Here is a 23691-nt window from a genome sequence, read left to right as displayed (position 1 = left end):
ACAAATTTATTTCTAAATGACTAATATGAATCTAAAACATAAAATTTTTATAATGTTATTGCTAGTCTTCTGTTCTAGTAAGATTATAGCACAACAATCACAGCCTAATGTACTAGTATTTTATGTAGATGACTTAAGAGCAGAGTTAGGTTGTTATGGTAGTAAAACGGCCATTACTCCAAATATTGATAAGTTGGCAACTGAGGGTGTACAGTTTAATAAAGCTTATGTGCAACAAGCTATTTGTGCGCCTTCTCGAATGAGTACTTTAACAGGTTTACGACCAGAAACATTGGGTATTTATAGCATTTTTACGCCATTGCGGTCGGTTCATAAAGATGTAGTTTCGGTACCACAATTGTTTAAAGAAAACGGTTATAAAACGGTAAGTATAGGGAAAGTGTATCATCACGGAACCGATGATAAAAATCAATGGACAAACTATTTTACAAAAGAACCAAATACCTATAATAAACCAGAAAATATTGCGCTTTTAGAACAATTTAAAAAGGAAGGTAAAAAAGCTAATGGTCCTGCATTTGAAAATGCCGATGTAGCCGATGAAGCTTATAAAGATGGTCGTGCGGCAAAATATGCCGTGGAAACTTTGAAGAAATTGAAGAATGATAAATTTATCATGTTTGTAGGGTTTAGCAAACCGCATTTGCCGTTTAACGCTCCTAAAAAGTATTGGGATTTATACGATAAAAATAATTTTGAAATTCCAGAACGTAAAAAGCCTGAAAACATGTACCGTTTGGCACTGACCAATTGGGGAGAACTTAAAGGATATCATGGTATTCCCAATGATGTAGAATATTTAGATGACAATCTTACTAGAGATTTAATACATGGTTATCATGCCAGTATTAGTTATGTCGATGCTCAAGTTGGAAAAGTTATGGAGGCGCTGGAAGCTTTAGGTTTAAGAAAAAACACCACCGTTATTTTTATGAGTGATCATGGTTATAAAATTGGAGAGTATGGTGCGTGGTGTAAACATTCTAATGAAGAAATAGATGTTAGAGTACCACTTATTGTAAGTAGAGAAACTAGTTATAAAGGTAGAGTAGCAGGTAAAACATCTGATGCATTAGTAGAGAATGTGGACATCTTCCCAACTTTAGTTGAATTGTGTGGTCTTGAAGGTCCAAAAACAGACGGTAAAAGTATTTTGCAAGTTATAGACCGTCCCAATACACCATGGGATCAAGTGGCTACTGCAGTTTATGCTCGCGGAAAAAACATTATGGGATGCACTGCTACAGATGGCGAATGGCGCTACACCGAATGGCGTGATGCTAAAACGCAAGACATTTTAGGGGCAGAATTATATGAGCATAAAAATAGTCTGTTGTCCTTTAAAAATCTATCAGGAAATACTAAGTATAAAAAGGAAGAAGCACGGATGAAAGGATTGTTAGAAACCCAATTTCCTAGAAATCAAGGTCCTTTTTTACAACACGATACACCTAGAAATTAAACACAATAGTTAAATTAGTATAGCTTAATGAAAAATTATATAGCGTTATGTTTATTGACCATTTTATGTTCTTGTGCACAGCAGCAGCAGCAGCAGCAGCAGGATACAGAGGTTATAACAAGTAGTGAAAGAACAACATATAACTTTAATGTCGATTGGAAATTTATTAAATCCAATCCAAAGCAAGCACAAGATATAAATTATAATGATGCAACTTGGGAAACAATAAGTTGCCCGCACACCTTTAATGATGTAGATACTTTCGACGATTTAAGTCACGGTCATCACGATGGCGAAGATAACCAATGGCGTGGTACGGTTTGGTATAGAAAGCATTTTAAATTACCCAAAGACGACAAAGGTAAAAAAGTATTCATCGAATTTGAATCGGTGCGTCAAATAGCCGATGTATACATCAATGGCGTTCATTTGGGGCAAAACCAAACGGGGTTTATTCCTTTTGGTTTCGACTTAACCCCACATCTTAAATTTGGAGAAGAAAATATCATCGCTGTAAAGGTGAATAATGACCGCGGTGATCATTTTAGAGAAAATTTCCCGTTAGTTTGGAATCACGAACACTGGCATCCAACCCACGGTGGCATCTACCGAAATGTCTTTCTACATACTATGGATCCACTTCATATTACATTACCGCTTTACGATAATCTAGAAACGGTTGGAACCTATGTTTATGCCGAAAATATTAGTGAAAAAAGTGCTGATATTACTGTTGAAACCGAAATTCAAAACGAGCATGCCGAAAATAAGAACATCACATTGGTAACCCAAATTGTCGATAATGATGGTGCTGTGGTTGCACATTCTAATAAAAATGTTGCCATACCAAGCGGACAAAAAATGAAGGTAACAACGGTAACAAATATTCAAAATCCGCAACTTTGGTATACGCGTTACCCTTATATGTACAAAGTAGTATCGGCTATAAAAGAAAGTAATAAGGTGATTGATACTTACGAATCGCCTTTAGGTATTCGCAATTTTGATTTTAATAAAGATTCAGGTTTTTGGATTAATGGTGAACAAATTAAGTTACACGGTTGGGGGCAAAAACCAACCAATGCTTGGGCAGGATTAGGAGCTGCTTTACCAGATTGGTTACGCGATTTTACTTTTAAGTTAATGGATGAAGCTGGCGGAAATTTTATTCGTTGGGGACATTGTGCAGCTTCGCCCGCCGAAGTAGATATGGGCGATAAATATGGATTTGTTACCCTTATGCCAGGTGTGAGCGGTGAATCGGAAGACGAAGGTGAAACCTGGGACATCCGCTATAAAGCTTTTAAAGATTTAATCGTGTACTACCGTAACCACCCGTCTATATTTATTTGGGAAGGTGGAAACTGGGCGGAATCTGAAGCCCATTACAAAGAAATTTTGGAGGCTATTAAAACCTTCGACCCTAAAGGAAAACGCTTGATGGGAAACCGTCGTGCAGATGTTAAAAACGATTCAGAAGGTTATGTGTCTATCGAAATTGGTACAGAGGGTTGGGAGCGAGAATACCCGGATTTACCGATAATCGAAAGTGAATATAATCGCGAGGAAGCTCCGAGACGTATTTGGGATAAAAATTCGCCAGACGATAATTTTTATAACCATCCTAACATTAGTAAAAATACATACAAATTAAGTTCGGAAGAATTTGCGGTACGTCAAGCCGACCATTGGTGGAATAAAATGGGGAAAAAAGCGTACCATTCTGGAGGTGCAAATTGGATATTTTCAGATGGCCCACATGGCGGCCGCTGTCCTACAGAAGTCACCCGTGCTAGTGGCGAAGTGGATGCCGTACGCTTACCAAAAGAAGCTTTCTACGCCTTAAAAGCTATGTGGCGCCCAGAGCCGCAAGTGCATATTGTAGGGCATTGGAATTATGAAGTAGGCACTAAAAAAACAATGTATGTTATGTCTAACTGTGCTTCTGTAAAGTTATATGTGAATGATAAATTGGTAGGAACGAATTCAAATCCTGAAAATGGCTATGTCTTTAAATTTGATAATGTTGCTTGGGAATCTGGTAAAATTAAAGCAGAAGGCTTTATAGATGACGCCTTAAAAACCACTCAAACAAAAGAAACGACAGGAGAACCTGCGGCTTTAAAATTAACATCTATTACGGGGCCAGAAGGTTGGTTGGCAGATGGTTCGGATGTTGCTTTAATTGATGTTGAAGTTGTAGACGCCCAAGGCAGACGATGCCCATTAGCAAAAGGCCGTGTAGACTTTACTATAAGTGGTCCAGCAATCTGGCGCGGTGGATACAATAGCGGAAAACCAAATAGTACCAACAATCTATTTTTAGATATTGAGGCGGGTATTAATCGTGTAGCTGTACGTTCTGTTTTAGAGTCTGGAACGGTAACTATTATGGCTAAAAAACCTGGTTTTAAAGATGTTAGTGTAACTCTAAAAAGCTTGCCAATCGATTTTAATAATGGATTAACAACAACGCTTCCACAAGTTTATACCAATGTATTAACCAAAGAGCCTTTACCAGAACATATTCCAGAAATGCCAGAATATATTCCGGGAGTAAAGAATAGAAGTGAATTATTTAGAAAATTTAGCTATACCGGAGATGGTAAGGCTATGTTAAGAACTAATATGCATTGGGGTAAAAAAGCATACACCGATTTAGAATATAATTATACCGTATTACCGAGGTACTTGAATGAATCGGAATATGTTAGAACGCCTAATTCCGATAATCGCTATTGGGCGCGTGATCAGCTACAATTTATTGCTGGAAAAAAAATGCACATTTATGTATTGCATGATGATACCGTACCACGTCCAGAATTTTTATTGAGAGATTATGAAGATACAGGAGATAATGTAAATGTGGTTGGGGCAAGTATGTCCGTATTTCATCGTGTAGCCGAGGAAGGTGAAAGTATTATTATGGCTGGAAATAGCGATGGTGATGCACCAGAAAATTGTAGAATGTATACCGTTATGGTCAAGGAATTTAAATAGTAATGTGAAGGGAATGAGAGGTGAAGGGATAGCTTGCTTGTTAATAGTACTGTGTTCAATTATTTATAGAACAGAGGCACAACGTATAGAAACCAATTTCAACAATAATTGGCATTTTATATTAAAAGATAGCCCTGACTTTTCTAAGGAAAATTTAGATGATTCCTCTTGGGAATTGCTTAATGTTCCACACGATTGGTCTTTCGAAAAAGGTGTTCGAAAAGGTGGCGATCAAGGCCAAGGTGGCGGGTACCATGATGGCGGAATTGGTTGGTATCGAAAAACATTTTCGTTTAGCAAAGCGAGTCTGTCTAAAACAACCTATATCAATTTTGATGGGGTTTATATGAACAGCGAAGTATGGATAAATGGAAACCGATTGGGTAAAAGACCGTACGGCTACATCAGTTTTAGATATGATATTTCAAAATATTTAAAAGTAGGAAAAAATACGATTGCTGTACGAGTAGATAATGGTTTAGAGCCTTCGGCAAGGTGGTACCACTCATGTGGTATTTATGCTCCTGTAAAGTTGGTTGAAGTCAATCCAACTCATTTTAAGCCTAACACCATTTTTATAAAAACGCCTTCTATAGAAAAACAACAAGGCGTTGTTTCTATCGACGCAGAAATTAAAGGCGCTTTTAAAGGTTTAAAATACAATGTGGAGTTATTGACTGCAAACGGCAAAGTAATAGCAACACATAGTGAAAAGTTAGCTTCAGCACAACCAAGTGTTCAATTGGAGGTGAAACCACCTAAACTCTGGAGTCCAGAATCGCCAAATCTTTATAAAGCTAAAACTCAAATTCTAGATGGTAAAAAGGTTATTGATGAGAAAACAACCACCTTCGGATTTAGAACTGTTGCATGGAAAACTGAAACGGGTTTTTGGTTGAATGGTGAAAACGTAAAACTAAAAGGTGTTTGCGAACATTGGGAAGGTGGTCCAGTTGGAGGGGCTTGGACTAAGCCCATGTTGCGCTGGAAATTACAATCTTTAAAAGATATGGGAATAAATGCCATTAGACCATCGCACAATTCTACCCCGCCAATGTTTTACGATATCTGTGATGAAATTGGCTTGTTGGTAATGGATGAAATTTTTGATGGCTGGCATAAAAAAGCACCCGAAGATTATGGAAAACAAGCCTTTGATGAATGGTGGCAAGCCGATGTGAAAGAGTGGATAACTAGAGACCGCAACCATCCTAGTATTTTTGTGTGGAGTTTGGGTAATGAAACCCATAGCGATGTAGCCCCAGAAATGGTTGCATTTGGTAAAAATCTAGACCCAACCCGATTGTTTACATCTGGCGCAGGAAATCCAGAAGATATGGACATTCAAGGTGTTAATGGCGGGTCTGAAACAAAGTCTTTTATAGAGAATAACAAATTAACAAAACCTTTTATTTCTACCGAAGCACCACACACTTGGCAAACAAGAGGGTATTACAGAACCCAAACCTGGTGGCGCGACAATGAATTATCAGGAACTTATGAGCTTCCTAATTTAACCGAAAAGGAGGTTTTCTTTTACGAAGGAATTAATCCAAAAAATTGGAAAAATAGAAAACAGCGTTTTAACTCTTCTTACGATAATGCTACGGTACGCGTTTCGGCAAGAAAGTATTGGGAAGTGATGCGCGATACACCATGGCATAGTGGGCATTTCCGTTGGACTGGTTTCGATTATTATGGAGAAGCTGGTTTAGTACACGGGGGCTTGCCATTTAACTTGTTTATGGGAGGAGCTTTGGATGTTGCAGGGTTCAAAAAAGACTTGTATTATTTCTACCAGAGTCAATGGACAGAAAAACCAATGATTCATATGTTGCCACATTGGACGCATCCAAGAATGAAAAAAGGTACGGTCATTCCGGTTTGGGTTTACGCTAATGCAGATGAAGTAGAACTGTTTCTTAACGGAATATCTTTAGGAAAAGATAAACCAGGAACCGTTTGGAACGAAATGCAATGCGAGTGGCTTGTGCCATACGAAGAGGGAACGCTTGAAGCAGTTGGATATATTAATGGAAAAGTAGTTAATAGAACGTCCTTTTCAACGGCGCAGCAACCATCAAAACTAAAAACTAGTATTCTAAAATTAGACGCCGAAGGAAGTTTTACTGACAGTTTTATCGTTACTTCCGAAAGTTTAGATACCGCTGGCCATTTATACCCGTATGGAGAAAACAAAGTGTATTACCATATTCAGGGCGATGTCAAGAAAATTTCTATGGAAAATGGAAATCCAATAGACCCCACAAGCAGAACTAAATCTGATTTTAGAGCCTTGTTTTTTGGAAAAACTAGAACCTTTTTAAGAGCCTTACCCGAGCCTAAAGAGGCCGCGGTGGTAACCGCAGCAATCTTAGGTGATAAAGCATTATATACTTCAAATTTAATTACAATTGATGCCCAGCACATTCAACTTTTAGGAAAATCGAAAACTTCAGATTTAGAAATCCGTTATACCACTAATGGTGAAAATCCGGAAACGCATGGCAAGCTTTATAAAGATGCTTTTATGGTAGAAGATGACACGACAGTGAAAGCCATTGTAAAACAAAATGGTAAAACGGTTTTGTCTATGGAAGAAACTTTCGGTAAAAATGAAGGCTTGTTTTGGGGCGATGAACATTCGGCCGATATGTGGATTGGTAGAGGTGTAGATATTTCTGCTGAAGAAGGTGTTTTAACAGGAGCCGCTAAACCAAGTAGAGAGGCACACCGATTTAAAGGTTCTGGTTTTGTCGATTTCAAAGGAGGTGAAGGCTCCATCACTTGGTATCAAGAAAACGATGGCGAACCTGGTGATTATAGTATTCGCTTTAGGTATATGCATAACAACCACGGGAAGTTACACCCAATGAAGCTGTATGTAAATGATGAATATGTAAGAACCATTGAATTTGAACCAACGGGTGGTTGGGAAAAAGAATGGAAGTTTGTGCCTACTATTATTGTACTGCAATCAGGAGCTAATAATATTAAATTAGAAACGACGGGAGAGAGTGGGCCTTTTATTGATGAACTATTTATAGATTAAATAAACTAAAAAAATGCCTCGATTTTTAAAATACATACTTGGATTATTTTTGATTTCTATATCAGCATTTGGCCAAAACTTAGTACCAGAAGTAACTGAGTTAGAATCGGGTTTTAATTCACCTCCCAATCAAGCCAAAGCTCGTACTTGGTGGCATTGGATAAGCGGTAACGTCTCAAAATCTGGAATTACCAAAGATTTGGAGGCTATGAAAGCAGTAGGGATTCAAGAAGCCCAATTGTTTAATGTAGATTTAGGTTTTCCTGCCGGCCCTGTCGATTATTTAAGTGAAGACTGGTTGGATTTATTTCATTTTTCGGCACTTGAAGCAAAACGGATAGGGTTAGAACTCACTTTTCATAACACCGCCGGCTGGTCTTCCTCTGGTGGTCCCTGGATAAGTCCGGAATATGCCATGCAAACCGTGGTATATAGCGAAATTATAGTTAAAGGAGGTAAAGCAATTAAAAAACAGTTACCACAACCTGAAACCAAATTAAATTTTTATAAAGATATTGCTGTTCTGGCCTTTCCTAAACCAAAGCAAACAATGAAAATTGACGATTTAGATTTTAAAAGTTTATCAGGAAGAATTCGTAATCATTTGTTGCCAGATACAAAAATTATTCCTTCTGAAGCTGTCATTCAAAAACAGGAGATAATTAACCTCACAGCGCATCTCAATGACGCAGGTATTTTAGAGTGGAAAGTCCCTAAAGGCGAATGGGTGATTTTAAGATTAGGACATACGCCTACAGGTAAAAAAAATCATCCTGCACCAAAGGGCGGCCATGGATTGGAGGTTGATAAAATGAGTACAAAAGCGGTAGATGTGTATTGGGAAGGAGGCATTCAACCCATTCTCAATAAGTTGGGCGATTTAGTAGGTACAACAGTTAATAATTGCTTAATAGATAGTTATGAGGTTGGAACCGCTAATTGGACTGCTGGGTTTGATGCTGAATTTGAAACATTAAGAGGTTACAGTTTGGTCTCTTATTTGCCAACTTTAGCAGGCTATTATGTGGAAAGTGGCGAAATTACCGAGCGTTTTCTTTGGGATTTTCGAAGAACTATAGGCGATTTAATGGCCAAAAACTATTATGCCCATTTTCGGGATCTATGTCATAAAAACGGTTTAAAATTTTCGGTAGAACCCTATTGGGGTCCTTTCGATAATATGCAAGTAGGGGCTACAGGCGATATCGTCATGTGTGAATTTTGGAGTGGTGGTTATCCGTTTTTCGATTCGCCTAAATTTGTATCTTCCATAGCACATTTAAACGGAAGTTCTATTGTAGGGGCCGAATCCTTTACGGGTATTGGCGGCTGGGACGAGCATCCTGCGGAACTCAAATCCATTGGTGATAGAGCATGGGCCGAAGGTATTACCCGATTTATTTTTCACACCTATGTACACCAACCTTGGGATGTGGCTCCAGGCTTAGCTTTAAGTTATCACGGTACCGATTTTAATCGCCTTAATACCTGGTGGCGTCAAGGCAAAGCATTTATGGATTATATCGCTCGTTCCCAGTTCATGCTTCAACAAGGTAAAAATGTTGCCGATGTGCTTGTGTTCACAGGGGAATCTTCACCAAATACAGCTTTTTTATTGCCAGAAATAAAGCAATTAGGATATGATTACGATTTAATTGGTTCAAATAAATTGTCAGACTTATTTGTTAAAAACGGAAAAATTTGCACCCCTGTGGGTGGACAATACGACGTGTTAATGTTACCAGAATCAGATTGGATCAAACCAGAAACGCTTCATAAAATTGAAGATTTAGTAAAAGATGGTGCTAAAGTAATTGGCAGTAAACCCAAAAAATCGCCAAGTTTAGAACATTATTCCACTTGTGATGCCGAGGTAAAAAGACTGAGTGATTTCCTTTGGGGGAAGGGTTTGGTGAAGGAGATTTCGATAGTCGATTTTTTAAAGGGTAATAATCTGTTGGCTGATTTTAAAATTGAAAGCGATGATGTTTCCGATATCAGTTTTATCCACCGAAAAACAGATGAAGCCGATATTTATTTCATCGCCAATGCCCGAAAGGAAAGTCGGGAAATTAAAGTCCGTTTTAGAGTATCCAATAAGCAACCTGAAATATGGCAGGCAGAATCAGGCACCATTAAAAAGCCTGCTGTTTGGCAAAATCATGCAGATGGCACCACGAGTTTACCACTGCAATTGGGTATGGAAGAGGCCGTGTTTGTAGTTTTTAAGAATGCTTCCAAAGAAAAGTCACAGTTGGTGTCGGCTAAAATGGAACTTGAAAACCCAAAGTCAGAGCCGCTTTCAAATTTACAAATTATTAAAGCCGAGTATGGCACGTTTCTTCAAGAAGGCTTGGTAGATATTACAGATAAAGTTGCAGCCGAGGTAAAAGATAATCAATTGCATATTCAAGCTTCAAGGGCATTTTGTGATTGCGATCCAGCCATGGGGTATATAAAGGAGTTTAGAATGGAATACCAAATTGGCGAAGACATTAAAACGATATCTGCACAAGAAAAGGAGTATGTAAATATTAATGCGGGCGATAAAAAGTTAACCGTGTTAAAAGCAGTTTTCGGAAAATTTAAACCAGAAACCAAAGGAGTACCCAAACATTACCCCGTTCATGATGTTACCGAAAAAATTAAACAGGAAATAGCATCAGGTAATTTGGTAATTCCTGTAAACAATCAATTGATAGGAGGAAAGACTCCTGAAGGTGATAACACCACGATAAAAATAACATTTACCACCGATGGCGAAGAGCAGACACTTTTTGTTCCCAAAGGGAGACCCTTAAATCTTTCAAAAGATAGGAGCAAACCAGAAATTGTTTTGAACGATGGTGAAACACAGTGGATAACCCCATATCCTGGAACACTTAGCTATAAAAATCTATCTGGAAAAGTCATGGCAACCACAGTCAAATCAGTGCCGCAACCTATCATGCTTGCGGGAACTTGGGATGTTGAATTTCCGTCAGATTTAGTTACAATAAATAAAGTGAGGTTTGATGAATTAAAATCGTGGTCAGCTGTTGAAAATGAAGGCATTAAGTATTTTTCAGGAACAGCGAGTTATCATAAAACCTTTCAGGTATCCAAAAAACTACTTAAATCCAACAACAAATTAGAACTCGATTTGGGAAGCGTTGCTGTAATCGCAGAAGTGATTTTAAATGGTAAACCGGTAGGGACACTTTGGAAAGCACCTTTCAGATTGGATGTTACAAATGATGTGAAAACTGGCGAAAACAAACTTGAAGTTAAGGTCACCAACTTATGGCCAAACCGATTAATTGGTGATGAAAAATTGCCATTGGATTTTGAACGTAAAGGTCCTAAAATAAAAAGCGTACCAGATTGGTTGCTAAATAATACAAAACGTCCTAGTGAAAGAACCACATTCCCAGCTTGGAAACATTGGGATAAGGAGGACGAATTATTAAGTTCTGGATTGTTGGGGCCGGTTAAAATAAATGTGTTAGTAGAAAAATCGTTATAATCTCTATAAATGAAAACAAGATATTTTTTGTTATTAGGTATCTGCATGCTGTCATGTCGTACCGATGAAAAGAAGCAAGTCCAGAAGGAAGTAGATAAGCCAAATGTGTTATTTATAGCGGTAGACGATTTGAATAATATGATTAGCCCCATTGCTAATTTTTCTAATATTCAAACCCCAAACTTTGATAGGTTGGCGGCTATGGGCGTTACTTTTACAGATGCCCACTGTCCAGCGCCTTTATGCGGACCATCAAGATCGGCTATAATGACGGGTTTGCGCCCTTCAACAACAGGAATTTATGGCATGACGCCCGATAATAAAATTCGTAGAGATGATAATGAGGCTACTAAGGATATTATTTTTCTTCCCGAATATTTTAAGAAGAACGGTTATCATTCTATGGGAATAGGTAAACTTTTTCATAATTATGCACCTGATGGTATGTTTGATGAAGGAGGCGGTCGTGTAAAAGGTTTTGGTCCATTTCCTGAAAAGCGATTTGTTTGGGATGGTTTTGGAACTTCTAAATCACGAAAAGGGCAGTATGGCAGAACCAATACCGATTGGGGCGCATTTCCTGAAAGTGATACGCTAATGCCAGACCATCAAGCGGTGAATTGGGTTTTAGAACGCTTCAATAAAAATTACAAACAGCCTTTCTTTTTGGCCTTGGGGTTTCAAAGACCACATGTGCCATTATATGTGCCTCAAAAATGGTTCGATTTGTATCCGCTTGAGAGCATACAAACACCACCATATCAATCAGATGATTTAAATGATATTCCACCCGTAGGCTTAAAAATTAACGATTTACCTATGATGCCTTCAACAGAATGGGCTATAAATAGCGGAGAATGGAAAAAAATAATACAAGCATATTTGGCTTGTGTCAGTTTTGTGGATTACGAATTAGGTCGTGTTTTAGATGCTTTAAAAAATAGCCCATATGCCAAAAACACCATCATAGTTTTATGGTCCGACCACGGATACCGTTTAGGAGAAAAAGGAACCTTTGCAAAACATGCTTTATGGGAAAGCGCTACAAAAGCACCATTGTTTTTTGCTGGGCCAAATTTACCAAAAGGGAAAAAGATAGATGCCCCAGTAGAAATGTTATCGATTTATCCAACACTTTTAGAGTTAAGTGGCTTGCAAGCATATGCAAGAAATGAAGCTAAGAGTTTGGTGCGCATGATGCAAAAGAATGAAGGTTTAAAAGATACCTATGCCATTACTACCTATGGGAAGAACAACCATGCCGTTAAAGTTGATGGTTACCGATACATTCAATATGAAGATGGGACAGAAGAATTTTACGACAATGCTTCAGATCCGAATGAATGGATTAATGAAGCCAATAATTTTAAATTTAAAAGTAAAATAGAAGCCTTAAAAGCTTTGTTGCCGAAAACAAATGCGACATGGGATGCGGAGTCAAACTACACTTTTCAGCCTTATTTTGTAGAACAAAAAACACGTGGAAATGTAAATGCTGCTAAGGCAGTTAAAGTTATTGGCGCAGAACGGTGATATAGTAATAAAATTATTTCATAGACGCAGCATAAATAAAATTTAAATGACATCAGAAATGAAGAAATTTTCAAAAATCGTATTATTTGGTTTGCTAATTAGTCCTTTGTTAGCTAGCTCTCAGACCAAAAAAGACGCTAACCAAAAACCTAATATCATTTTAATTATGGCCGACGATTTAGGTTGGACAGATTTAAGTTCGCCTAACACCAGTTTAGGGTATGGGTCTAAGTATTACGAAAGTCCGAATATAGACAGATTAGCTCAGCAAGGGAAGTCTTTTGCCTATGCCTATACGCAGCAAAACTGTCAACCTACTCGAGCAGCACTGCTTAGCGGCCAATATGCTACGGGGGCTCAAAATGGTGTGTATAATGTGGGAAGTCTCAAAAGAGCTTCAAAAGGTGTTGTGACACCCATTATGCCACATAATCAAAATAATTATTTACAGGAAGATTGTGTTTCTATGTTCGAAACCTTAAAAACAGCGGGCTACCATACAGCTTGGTTTGGAAAATTTCATGCTATCAAACTAGGAAAGCAAGCGGAAAGCTATATGGGTGTAGATTATAATGTGGCTTTACATAAAGAAACTAGTGCTACTGTAAATGGCGTAAAAGTAAAAAATGAGTTTTTTGCCCAAAACGATGATGCTAAAGGTTGGATGTTTGAAATCGATAATTTAAAACCCTATGCACAGCCTTATGATGCTGCTTACCTTCAGAAGGTTTTAGAACCTATAAAAAACGGAAATAATCCTTGGCTTTTAGAAGGTACACCAAAACACCTTACCGATGCTTTGGGGGATGCCGTTGTAGGTTATATAAAAGATAGGTCTAAAGCCGACAGCCCGTTTTTTGCTTATATCCCATTTCATGCTGTACATGTTAGTATACTTCCACGTCTTGACTTGGAAGCTAAATATAAAGCGAAAAAGTCTCTAGATCCTCGCCATACGCAAGCCGACTATGCTGCTTTTGTAGAACTTTTAGACCAGACGGTTGGTCGTGTTTTAAATGCACTAGAAGATCCTAATGGAGATGGAAACAAAGCAGATGGCATCGCTGAAAATACTATGGTTATTTTCTATTCGGATAATGGTGGTTTTATGGGGCCTACCAATAATTCACCATTACGTTTAAGAAAAGGTACCTATTATGAAGGTGGTGTTCGTGTGCCCTTAATTTTTAAATATCCTGGTGTTATTACGCCTAATTCGGTGAATACCACTCAGGAAGTTCACACCATTGATTTTTATCCGACACTAGCGGAAATTGCAGGGGCTAAATTACCAAGTCCTAAAGTACAAGAAATGGATGGTAAATCGATAGCGTCGGTGTTACGAGAAGAATCTCAAGTCCGTGATGATAAAAATGAATTGTTTTGGCATTTCCCTGGTTATATGGATGTGCGTAACATGCCGCAATCGGTTATTCATTATAGACATTCCGATAATCAGCATTATAAATTATTCTATCGGTATGAAGATGAGTCCTTCGAGCTATATAACCTAAGTAATGATCTAGGAGAAACGACCAATCTTTTGGCTGAAAATCCAAGTCAACAAACACTAGATTTAGCTTTAAAAATGAATAATAAACTACGTGCATGGCTAATAAAAAATAATGCCCCTACGGGAATATGGGCGAAAAACTGCGAAAAAGTACCATACCCTAAAAAAGATGCCGTGAAAAAATATATAAAATAGTTGATTATGAATAGCAAAAAAACAGGCGTTATAATTCTTGGATGTATAGCTTTTTTACATATTGCTTGTTCCGGAGATAAAAAAACACAAGCGCAGGACACATCAGATTCTATGCTCGAAAAGTCATCAGCAATAAGCGAGAAACCTAATATTATTTTCTATCTCGCCGACGATCAAGACGTATATGATTATGGATGTTATGGCAATGAAAAAGTGCACACACCCGCTGTAGATGCTCTAGCAAAAGATGGTATCTTATTTACTAATGCGTTTACAGCACAGGCTATTTGCGCACCAAGTAGATCACAACTTTTTACGGGGAAATATCCGTTAAAGAATGGTTGTTTTGCCAATCATACAGGAACTAGATCCGATATAAAAAGCGTAACCACTCACATGAAAAAATTAGGCTACGAGGTTGTATTGGCAGGAAAAAGTCATGTAAAACCAGAGAATGTGTATCAATGGGATAGGGAATGGGAGCCTGTGCCTAAACAAGGCGTGCCTAGAGATTATATTCCTTTAGATAGTATAGCGGCTTATTTAAAAAATGCTAAAAAACCGTTTTGTATGTTCATTACTTCAAAATATCCGCATGGAAAATATTTTGATGTTGAACATCCAAAGGCATCGGATATCAAATTTTATCCCTTTAATGAAAATAAAAAAACGGATAAGACCTTTATAAAAACAAAAGCAGGGTATTATAGAAGTATTGAAGAAGATAATACACAACTTGAAGAAGTTTTAAAATTGGTAGATACTTATTTAACAGATAACACCCTTTTTATTTATAGTGCAGACCATGGGGTTTCAGGGAAATTTACCGTAAAAGACATCGGGTTAAAAGTTCCTTTTGTAGCCCGTTGGCCAAAAGTCATAAAGCCAGGTTCTACATCCAATCAATTGATTCACTATACCGATGTGTTGCCTACGTTTATGGAAATAGCAGGCGGCAAGTTTCCTGAAGATATGGATGGAAATAGTTTTTTACCGTTATTACAAGGTAAGGATGTTGAGGTAAACAACTATGTGTACGGGGTTAGAACCAATCAAAATATATTAAATTCTGAAATATTTCCGTCTCGTATGATTCGCGATAAGCGCTATAAATACATTAGAAACTTTAATTCAATAGAAGTTGTTGAGCAAAACTTAACAGGAAAACCCAATGTAAATTATTTTATAGAAAGAGGAGCAAAGGCTCATAAAAATGAACCTTTTGAAGAGTTGTATGATCTACAAAACGATCCTTTCGAACAGCATAATTTAGCGAGTAATCCAGACTATAAATCGATTAAAGAAAAGTTAATCAAAGACATGTTTAGCTGGATGAAAGCGCAAGGGGATATTTTAAGTGAAAATATGATTGGCATACCTATTATCACTCCAAAAGGAAACAGGGGTTTTAAATTAGATCAAGACACACCACGACGAAAAATTCCAGAGGCTAGAAAAAACACCCTTACAAAAGATGATTATATCGTAATTGAACATTGGTAAAAATACATACTATGAAAAGATTATTTATATACACGCTGGGTTTAGTTTTAACGGTATCGGCCTGTAAAGAAAAACAACAAAAAACAACCGTTACTCAAGAGCAAAAACCAATGAATGTTTTGTTTATTGCTGTAGATGATTTACGTCCAGAACTTAATTTTTATGGTGCTTCTCATATAAAATCACCTAACCTAGATAAGTTAGCGAGTCAGAGTTTAGTGTTTAATCGTTCGTATTGTAATGTTCCTGTTTGTGGGGCATCTAGAGCAAGTTTATTAACGGGAACCCGACCTACTCGGCATCGTTTTTTCGATTATAAAGCTCGAGCCGATACAGATGCTCCAGAGGCGGTTTCTTTACCTATGACATTTAAACAAAACGGCTATACAACCATATCAAACGGAAAAATATACCATAATATAGATGATGATAGCCTAGCCTGGAATACCATATGGTTTCCAAAAGGAAATATACGTAATTATCAATTAGAGAAAAATATTCTAAAAAATGCTGATGCCAATTTAGCCATGGGAGGTGCAAGTGCCTTTGAAAATGCAGATGTAAATGACGAAGCTTACTTTGATGGTGAAATTGCAAGAAAAGGCATAGCAGATTTGCAACATCTTAAAAAGTCTAAGCAACCTTTTTTCTTAGCTATGGGTTTTATGAAACCGCATTTACCATTTAATGCACCTAAAAAGTATTGGGATTTATATGATAGAGAACAAATAAAGTTACCAGAAACCTATGTGCAACCAGAATCTACACCCAAAAAAGCCTTTCCTAATTATGGCGAGTTACGCAATTATGGAAATATTCCTAAAAAAGGAGATTTACCAGAAGATTTAGCTAAAGAATTAATACATGGCTATTATGCCTGTGTGAGTTATGTTGATGCTCAAATTGGTCTAGTTCTAGATGCATTAGAAAAAACAGGCTTAGCAGACAATACAATTGTGGTGTTATGGGGCGACCACGGATGGAATTTAGGAGATCACAAATTATGGTGTAAACATGTAAATTTTGAAACGGCACTTAGCGCGCCTTTAGTGGTAAAAGTACCGGGAAAAACGAATGGAGAACGCAGTAATGCTATTACCGAATTTATAGATATATATCCAACATTATGCGAATTAACCGGCTTAGAAGTGCCAGATACGGCTGAAGGGGTCAGTTTTCTGCCGCTTATTAATGGTGAAAAGCAGATTAAAAACTGGGCGGTTAGTAAGTTTAAAGATGGGGTTACACTCGTTAAAGACGATTTGTTTTATACCGAATGGACCGATGATGATGGGGTGGCTTACGAACGCATGTTGTTCGACCATAAAACAGATTCGTTAGAATTAGATAATTTAGCTGAAAAACCAGAGTTTCAGGAACTAGTGAAGCAATTAGCATTAGAGTTAAGACAAAAATGGGGGAAGGATTTTTTAACTCAAAATACAAAATAGATGGGAACTAGTGTAAGAAGAATAAGTGTTGTGTTAATGATGCTGTTTGGGACAAATTTTTGTTGGTCTCAATCCATGCAGCATCCTGTTATCTGGGTAACTCAAGATGAAAAACAAGATATTTTAAATCTAATAGAAAAGTATGATTGGGCTAAAAAAATGGAACATGATTTACATGCTGTAGTAGATAAAAAAGTGGAAGCCCATCAAAAAAAGCCATCAGTAATATTATCCCATATTCCAGAAATACCTGCCGATAATTCGTTAACCGAATTTGAAGCGGTAACAGTAGGAGATCATGCAGCAGTACTTACAGATGCCTCTTATGCAGCTATGTTGTATTTTTTGACTGATGACGAAAAATACGCTCAGTTTTCGGCAGATGTATTATGGCATTACGTCACTGTTTTATCTGATAGAAGTCCTAAAAATACTACCATTTGTGGGAATCATTTTTACGATCCTCGAACATCTTACGCCCAATTTGCATTAGCATATGATTTTATTTATAATTTTTTAAACAAACCGACAACCAAAGTTTATAAGGCTTCTGCAAATAAGCAGCAAACGTTCGATAGAGACCTGTTTCAAAAAGTTCTCTTAAATATGGTTGGTAGTAGTTTGCAAGAATATGGTCGCCCGGATACACATGGTAAATTTATTTCAAATCATCCTATTTTAACTGCTCCCGGGGTGCTTTATGGTATTCTATGTATTGAAGATGATAAAGAACGGGAGCGCTTGTTCGACGTTTTTTGGGAGAAAGGAACTGCACATCAAAATTCTTTTAAAAACACTATTTTACCAATGTTTGGTAAGCAAGGGATTTGGCCAGAATCAACAAGTTATAGTTTTATGCCAGCCGTCACTCTAGTTTTAAATATCATAGATCGGGTTTATCCTGAAATGCAGGTTACTCAGAATTATAAAAACATTTATAAAGGAAATTTTTTGTTCGATAATTTAAGAATGCCAGATGGTAGATTTGTAAGGTATGGTGATTCTAAAAGAAATCACGATGGTACCGAACAGTTATATAGGTACACACTAAACTTAGCACAACGCCGAGGATATTCAAATTTAGAAAATCAGGCCAAAATAGCCCTTAGTCAAGCCTATCAGAGACAGGGTGGCTACCAATCAAAAATTTCTCCTGCTACTTTTAACAGTTCAGAGCCTTTAAAATTATTCTGGGGAACACCAATCCCAAAAGGTATAGATTCTAAAATAGATTTTAAAAAACCTACAGTATTGGTTGAGCATGCTGGTATTGCCTTACAGCGAAACTATGTTGAAACAGATAACGAACTATATGGCTTATGTGGTATTATTGGTGGTGCCCATTATGTGCATTCTCATGTTACCGGAATAACTATGGAACTTTATGGTGCAGGCTATGTTATGGCTCCAAATGGTGGCTTGCCTAAAACAGTAAAAGAACGAAGAATTCCATTGCACGAAAATTATTTTAGATTATATGCCGGTAATAATACTGTAATTGTTAACGGAACTTCGCATGGTATTCAACCCGGATCTTGGAAAGATGGCGCCTATGTGTGGCAAAATACGGTAGTTAATATTGCCGCAGAACCCAAACATTTAGAAGATCCTATTAGTGAGCATTTTAATTTTGCAACACAATTTTTAAAAGACACCATTAATAATTGTGATCAGGAACGCACATTAAGCACTATTCGTACTAGTGAAAAAACAGGGTACTATTTAGATGTATTTCGTTCTAAATCATTAACTGAAAATAAGTTTCAAGATTATATTTACCATAATATAGGAGATGCTACTTTGTTAGAAACAGAAAATGGTGAAACCTTAAGAACAGAACCGACAACGCGATATAAAACAGATATTGGAGATCCGGTACAGTCTCCAGGTTGGCGCTATTTTGAAGACACCAAATCAACGAAACCTATTCATAAAGGGGTGCATGCAACGTTTAAAATAGATTATGATGAACGTTTTATGCATATGTTTGTCCCCCAAGGTGTGAATCGATCCTACACCACCGCATTGGCACCACCTACACGAGAAGCTAAAAATGGTTATGAAGAAAAACCAACTCAAGTATTGGCAATTAGACAAGACGGAGAAGCTTGGGAAAAACCTTTTATAGCTGTTTTCGAACCATCAGTCAAAGCAAGTTCAAGCGTCCAAACAGTGACGCCTTTACAAGATGCCGATAAAGTTGTAGGCGTTACAGTGATTTCAAAAGTAAATGGAAAATTAATTACAGATTATATTATTTCTTTGGATAGTAAAGATGGCGTGTATGAGAATAAGATATTAAAGATAAAGTTTGAAGGTCGTTTTGGAATTATTAGAGTTGAAGGTGAGCAAAAAACCATAAGTCTTTATATTGGGGAAGGAAAAACATTAAAGTACAATAATTATACACTAGATTCAGAAACTGCAACCACAGCATACAAGGTATTTTAAATGTGTTGTAAAGAATTAAAAAATTAAATCGGATTTAAATGATTAAAAGAGGCCTTATTATTGGTATAATATTTTTATGCAACTTTCAAATGGTACAAGGACAGGAGAGAACATTATTGTTTGTAGGTAGTTTTACAGATAAGAAACCCGGTACTGGTATTCATGTATTCGATTTTAATACAAAATCAGGGGAAGCACAATTACTGTCGGAGGTTGACAGTATCATTAATTCTTCGTTTTTAAAACTTTCCCCAAACGGAAAGTATTTATATTCGGTAATTGAAAGTCAGTTGCAAACCCATGGCAAAATAGCGGCTTTTAAAATCGATTCTAATGCAGGCGACTTAAAACTGATAAATATGCAAGATTGTGGCGGTAGAAATCCAGCGCATATAGAAATAGATAAATCCGGGAAGTTTCTTGCCGTCTCCAATTATACCGACCCGAGCTTGAGTTTTTTTGAAGTAGATGAAACAGGAAAAATTAAAAAAATTGATGAATTTTTTACGTTTACTGGAAGTGGTATTGTAAAAGGTAATCAAGACACAGCTCACATTCATTCTTCCAATTTTTCGCTAGAAAATGATTATTTGTTTTTACAGGATTTAGGTTCGGATTGCATACATAAGTTTAAAGTAAACTTAGATGCCAATCAAAACATGTCACTTCAAAAAGCAGACGCTATAAAAGTAAAGCCGGGTAGCGGACCAAGGCATTTTGTGTTTCATCAAAACGGGAAATATGGTTATGGTATAAATGAATTAAGTGGTAAAGTCTCGGCGTATGCATTATTGAACGGGAATTTAAAGTTTTTAGCCGATTATAACGCTTATAGTAAAAAGCAGGATAGTTATAGATCTGCTGATATTCATATATCACCAGATGGTAAATTCTTGTACGCCTCCAATCGAGGCCCCAATGAAGATAGTATTGTTATTTTTTCTATTAATAAAAGTAATGGAGCTTTAAAGCTAATTGGACATGAGCCAACTTATGGCGAACATCCACGAAATTTTGCCATAGATCCTTCAGGGCAATTTTTATTGGTGGCTAATCAATTTTCAAATAATATCGTAATTTTTAGAAGAGATGTTGAAACTGGTAAACTTCAAAAATTACCCCAAGAACTTGTGGTAAATGGTTCATCGAGCTTGCAAATGTTTACTTACAGCCACTAGAGGTTAAAAATGTTTTATGGGACCATCAAAGAAAGTAACTAGTTATTATAATTAGATGGTTAAGAATCTTTTGTACGATTACATCCCCATTTTTGGACTTCTATTCTAGGAGCAAATGGTAGTTTTATACTTCGTAAATAACTATAAAATTTAATGGGTTTTTGTATGAAAGATAGTAAACAATATTATAAATCTTCAATAGGTAAAAGTTTAAAAAGAAGTAATGGTTACCTAAAGTTGGTCCTTGTGTTGTATTTAATAATGGTATCCTGGAGCGGCTATTCTAAGGAAGTTTTTAATAGTAGAACTAAAGAAAATATTAATGCTAATTGGCTGTATTTAGAAAAGAATATTAAAGACATAAATTTAGCCTTAAATGATGCTAATTGGGAATCTATAAACTTACCCCACACTTGGAATGCTTTAGATGCTACCGATTTAAACCCAGGTTACAGACGTTCAGGAAGTTGGTATAAAAAAGAACTTGCAATCTCGAATATAGAAAACAATAAATTATATCAGCTTTATTTTGAAGGTGTGAATATAAATAGCGAAGTGTATGTGAACGGACAAAAAGCGGGAGGACATATTGGTGGTTATATAGGCTTTACAATTGATATCACCGAGTTTATAAAATCAGGTAAAAATGATATTGTTATACGTGTGGATAACAGTTACGACCCCGAAGTTATCCCGTCTCAAAAGAGTGATTTTTTTATATTTGGCGGTATAACAAGAGATGTTTGGTTAGAAACTATCCCAAAACAACACCTTTCAGAATTAAAAATTACAACCCCCAAAGTTTCTGAAAATGAAGCTGAGCTTTTAGCCACAGTAGCAATTAATAACTTAAATAATTCCAATTTAAAAGTACAGGCCAATTTATTAGATGCTCAAGGAGTAACTGTAGTTTCCTCAGTGTTCAAAATCAAAAATAATACAGCCAAAATTCATTTCAGGAATATTAAAAATCCGAAGTTGTGGGACACCGAACATCCTAATCTATATACCTTAAAAGTAGCCTTGTTAGAAAAGGGTGACGTTATAGATAGCGTGCAAAATAGGGTAGGTTTTAGATGGTTTGAATTTAAAGATCACGGCGCTTTTTACCTTAATGGTAAGCGTGTACTATTAAGAGGAACCCATAGGCACGAAGAACATGCTGGAGTAGGGGCAGCAATGAGTAACATGCAGCATAGAAAGGATATGGAACTAATTAAAGATATGGGGGCAAATTTTGTGCGTTTGGCTCATTATCCGCAAGATCCAGAAGTCTATAAAGCTTGCGACGAATTAGGGTTATTGATTTGGGATGAATTGCCTTGGTGCCGTGGAGGCTTAGGAAATGAAACTTGGAAGACTAATACCAAGAATATGTTAACAGAAATTATTAATCAAAATTATAACCATCCAAGTATCATTATTTGGTCTTTAGGGAATGAAATGTATTGGTTGCCAGATTTTGAAAATGGCGATGATACTGATAAAATGAATTCATTTTTAACTGAATTAAACGATTTAGCGCATCAGCTAGATCCATCGAGAAAAACAGCGATTCGAAAATATTATGAAGGATCGCATATTGTAGATGTGTTTTCGCCTTCTATTTGGTCTGGTTGGTATTCAGGAAGTTATAAAAGCTACCAAAAGGCAATAGATACCTATAAAAAGGAATACCCGCATTTTTTACATGCAGAGTATGGTGGTTCTAGTCATGTTGGACGTCATACCGAAAATCCTGTCACTGGAGAAGGAAAAATTCAATCTGATGGATGGGAAGAAGAAATTGTGCAAACCGATGTAGCTAATATAGCTCAGATTGGGGATTGGAGTGAAAACTATATTGTTGATTTATTTGATTGGCACTTGCGAATTAGTGAAAATGATGAAAATTTCGTAGGGAATGTGCAATGGGCTTTTAAAGATTTTGGTACCCCCTTACGTCCCGAAAATGCGATTCCTTATATGAATCAAAAAGGCTTAGTAGATCGTGCGGGAAATCCAAAAGACGCCTTTTATGTGTTTAAAAGTTATTGGAGTAAAGAACCTTTTACATATATAGAATCTCATACTTGGACTGAGAGACAAGGACCAAAAGATTTAGCTCGAGATATTAGTGTTTATAGTAATTGTCCAGAGGTAGAACTGTTTTTAAACGGTAAAAGTTTGGGTGTTAAGAAACGTGACCTTAAAGTGTTTCCTGCAGCTGGTTTGAATTGGAATTTAAATTTTAAGGAAGGAAAGAATACCTTAGTAGCTGTAGGAAAAACCAAAGAAAATAAGACAGTTAAAGATGAATTGGCAATCAATTATAGGTTTACTAAAAACGGAAAGGCCGTTGGATTAAAATTAGAGTCTGAACTTTTAGAAAATGGAAATTATTTGGTAACAGCAATTGCCTACGATAAAAATGGCTTAAGGTGTTTAGATTATGAAGATCAGGTGTATTTTCAGTGCCTTTCGGGAGGTGAAACCTTAAAAAGTCAAGGTACTCCAACAGGAAGTGAATCGATTGCAATGGCCAACGGAAAAGCAGCTATAGAGGTTAAAAGAGATGGAAAAAATATTCCGGTAGTAATGATGGTATTGAATCAAAATTTTAAAGGTACCTATTTAACCATAGAATAGGAGATTAGTTTTTTTTATTTGTTTGTATTGGTAAATCGGGTTTACAGCATAGTGTAAACTCGATTTTTTTTTAATCTTGTCGGTAGTGTGAACAAAAAGACTGTCTTAAAAGTTGTTGCAAGTCAATCTGAATTTATTTCAGATTCTCTTATGCTTTGAAAATAATGTAATGAGAATCTGTATAGCGTATAGACAGACA

Annotated in this window: 11 protein-coding genes; all 11 read left to right on the top strand. The window is 36.7% G+C overall.

The features are described from left to right. The first annotated feature begins 25 nt into the window (after nt 1–25). The 11 genes from BN863_RS11000 (at nt 26) to BN863_RS10950 (ending at nt 23492) form a co-directional block, all read left to right on the top strand. Nucleotides 26–1483 (top strand): sulfatase, encoded by a 1458-nt coding sequence (locus BN863_RS11000; protein ID WP_038533515.1) that lies wholly within the window; start codon nt 26–28, stop codon nt 1481–1483. 27 nt (nt 1484–1510) lie between these two features. Then, the gene (locus BN863_RS10995; protein ID WP_051774711.1) at nt 1511–4483 is read left to right on the top strand and encodes a glycoside hydrolase family 2 protein; all 2973 of its coding nucleotides are present in this window, start codon (nt 1511–1513) and stop codon (nt 4481–4483) included. Beyond that, nucleotides 4395–7535 carry a sugar-binding domain-containing protein gene (locus BN863_RS10990; protein ID WP_242404023.1) on the top strand — a complete coding sequence of 1047 codons (3141 nt, stop codon included), beginning with the start codon at nt 4395–4397 and terminating at the stop codon, nt 7533–7535. Before BN863_RS10995 ends, BN863_RS10990 begins: the two co-directional genes overlap by 89 nt. A gap of 13 nt (nt 7536–7548) precedes the next feature. Beyond that, nucleotides 7549–11040, top strand: coding sequence for a glycosyl hydrolase (locus BN863_RS10985; RefSeq protein WP_084817526.1), 3492 nt, complete (start codon nt 7549–7551; stop codon nt 11038–11040). A gap of 9 nt (nt 11041–11049) precedes the next feature. Continuing rightward, the gene (locus BN863_RS10980) at nt 11050–12573 is read left to right on the top strand and encodes a sulfatase (RefSeq protein ID WP_051774709.1); all 1524 of its coding nucleotides are present in this window, start codon (nt 11050–11052) and stop codon (nt 12571–12573) included. A 58-nt stretch (nt 12574–12631) separates the two neighbouring features. Further along, nucleotides 12632–14281, top strand: a complete 1650-nt coding sequence (locus BN863_RS10975) for a sulfatase (RefSeq protein ID WP_038530506.1) — start codon at nt 12632–12634, stop codon at nt 14279–14281. Nucleotides 14282–14287: 6 nt separating this feature from the next. Further along, entirely contained in the window at nt 14288–15784 is a 1497-nt protein-coding gene (locus BN863_RS10970; protein ID WP_038530503.1) for a sulfatase family protein, read from the top strand. Between the two features lie 11 nt (nt 15785–15795). Then, on the top strand, nt 15796–17235 hold the full coding sequence (locus tag BN863_RS10965; RefSeq protein ID WP_038530501.1) for a sulfatase: 1440 nt from the start codon (nt 15796–15798) through the stop codon (nt 17233–17235). Then, a complete protein-coding gene (locus BN863_RS10960) occupies nt 17236–19686 on the top strand; it encodes a hypothetical protein (protein ID WP_038530499.1) in 2451 nt (816 codons plus the stop codon). 38 nt (nt 19687–19724) lie between these two features. After that, nucleotides 19725–20864 (top strand): lactonase family protein, encoded by a 1140-nt coding sequence (locus BN863_RS10955; RefSeq protein ID WP_038530498.1) that lies wholly within the window; start codon nt 19725–19727, stop codon nt 20862–20864. 165 nt (nt 20865–21029) lie between these two features. Continuing rightward, on the top strand, nt 21030–23492 hold the full coding sequence (locus tag BN863_RS10950) for a glycoside hydrolase family 2 protein (RefSeq protein WP_242404022.1): 2463 nt from the start codon (nt 21030–21032) through the stop codon (nt 23490–23492). Nucleotides 23493–23691: the final 199 nt, after the last annotated feature.

Origin of the sequence: Formosa agariphila KMM 3901, from assembly GCF_000723205.1 — a bacterium.
In the GTDB taxonomy this organism is placed as follows: domain Bacteria; phylum Bacteroidota; class Bacteroidia; order Flavobacteriales; family Flavobacteriaceae; genus Formosa; species Formosa agariphila.
Note: the sequence above shows the minus strand (reverse complement) of the source record. Positions and strands in the feature narration are given on the sequence as shown.

Coding starts and splice junctions, on each gene's coding strand:
- BN863_RS11000 (WP_038533515.1), top strand. CDS start 26: ATGAATCTAAAACATAAAATTTTTATAATGTTATTGCTAGTCTTCTGT.
- BN863_RS10995 (WP_051774711.1), top strand. CDS start 1,511: ATGAAAAATTATATAGCGTTATGTTTATTGACCATTTTATGTTCTTGT.
- BN863_RS10985 (WP_084817526.1), top strand. CDS start 7,549: ATGCCTCGATTTTTAAAATACATACTTGGATTATTTTTGATTTCTATA.
- BN863_RS10980 (WP_051774709.1), top strand. CDS start 11,050: ATGAAAACAAGATATTTTTTGTTATTAGGTATCTGCATGCTGTCATGT.
- BN863_RS10975 (WP_038530506.1), top strand. CDS start 12,632: ATGAAGAAATTTTCAAAAATCGTATTATTTGGTTTGCTAATTAGTCCT.
- BN863_RS10970 (WP_038530503.1), top strand. CDS start 14,288: ATGAATAGCAAAAAAACAGGCGTTATAATTCTTGGATGTATAGCTTTT.
- BN863_RS10965 (WP_038530501.1), top strand. CDS start 15,796: ATGAAAAGATTATTTATATACACGCTGGGTTTAGTTTTAACGGTATCG.
- BN863_RS10960 (WP_038530499.1), top strand. CDS start 17,236: ATGGGAACTAGTGTAAGAAGAATAAGTGTTGTGTTAATGATGCTGTTT.
- BN863_RS10955 (WP_038530498.1), top strand. CDS start 19,725: ATGATTAAAAGAGGCCTTATTATTGGTATAATATTTTTATGCAACTTT.
- BN863_RS10950 (WP_242404022.1), top strand. CDS start 21,030: ATGAAAGATAGTAAACAATATTATAAATCTTCAATAGGTAAAAGTTTA.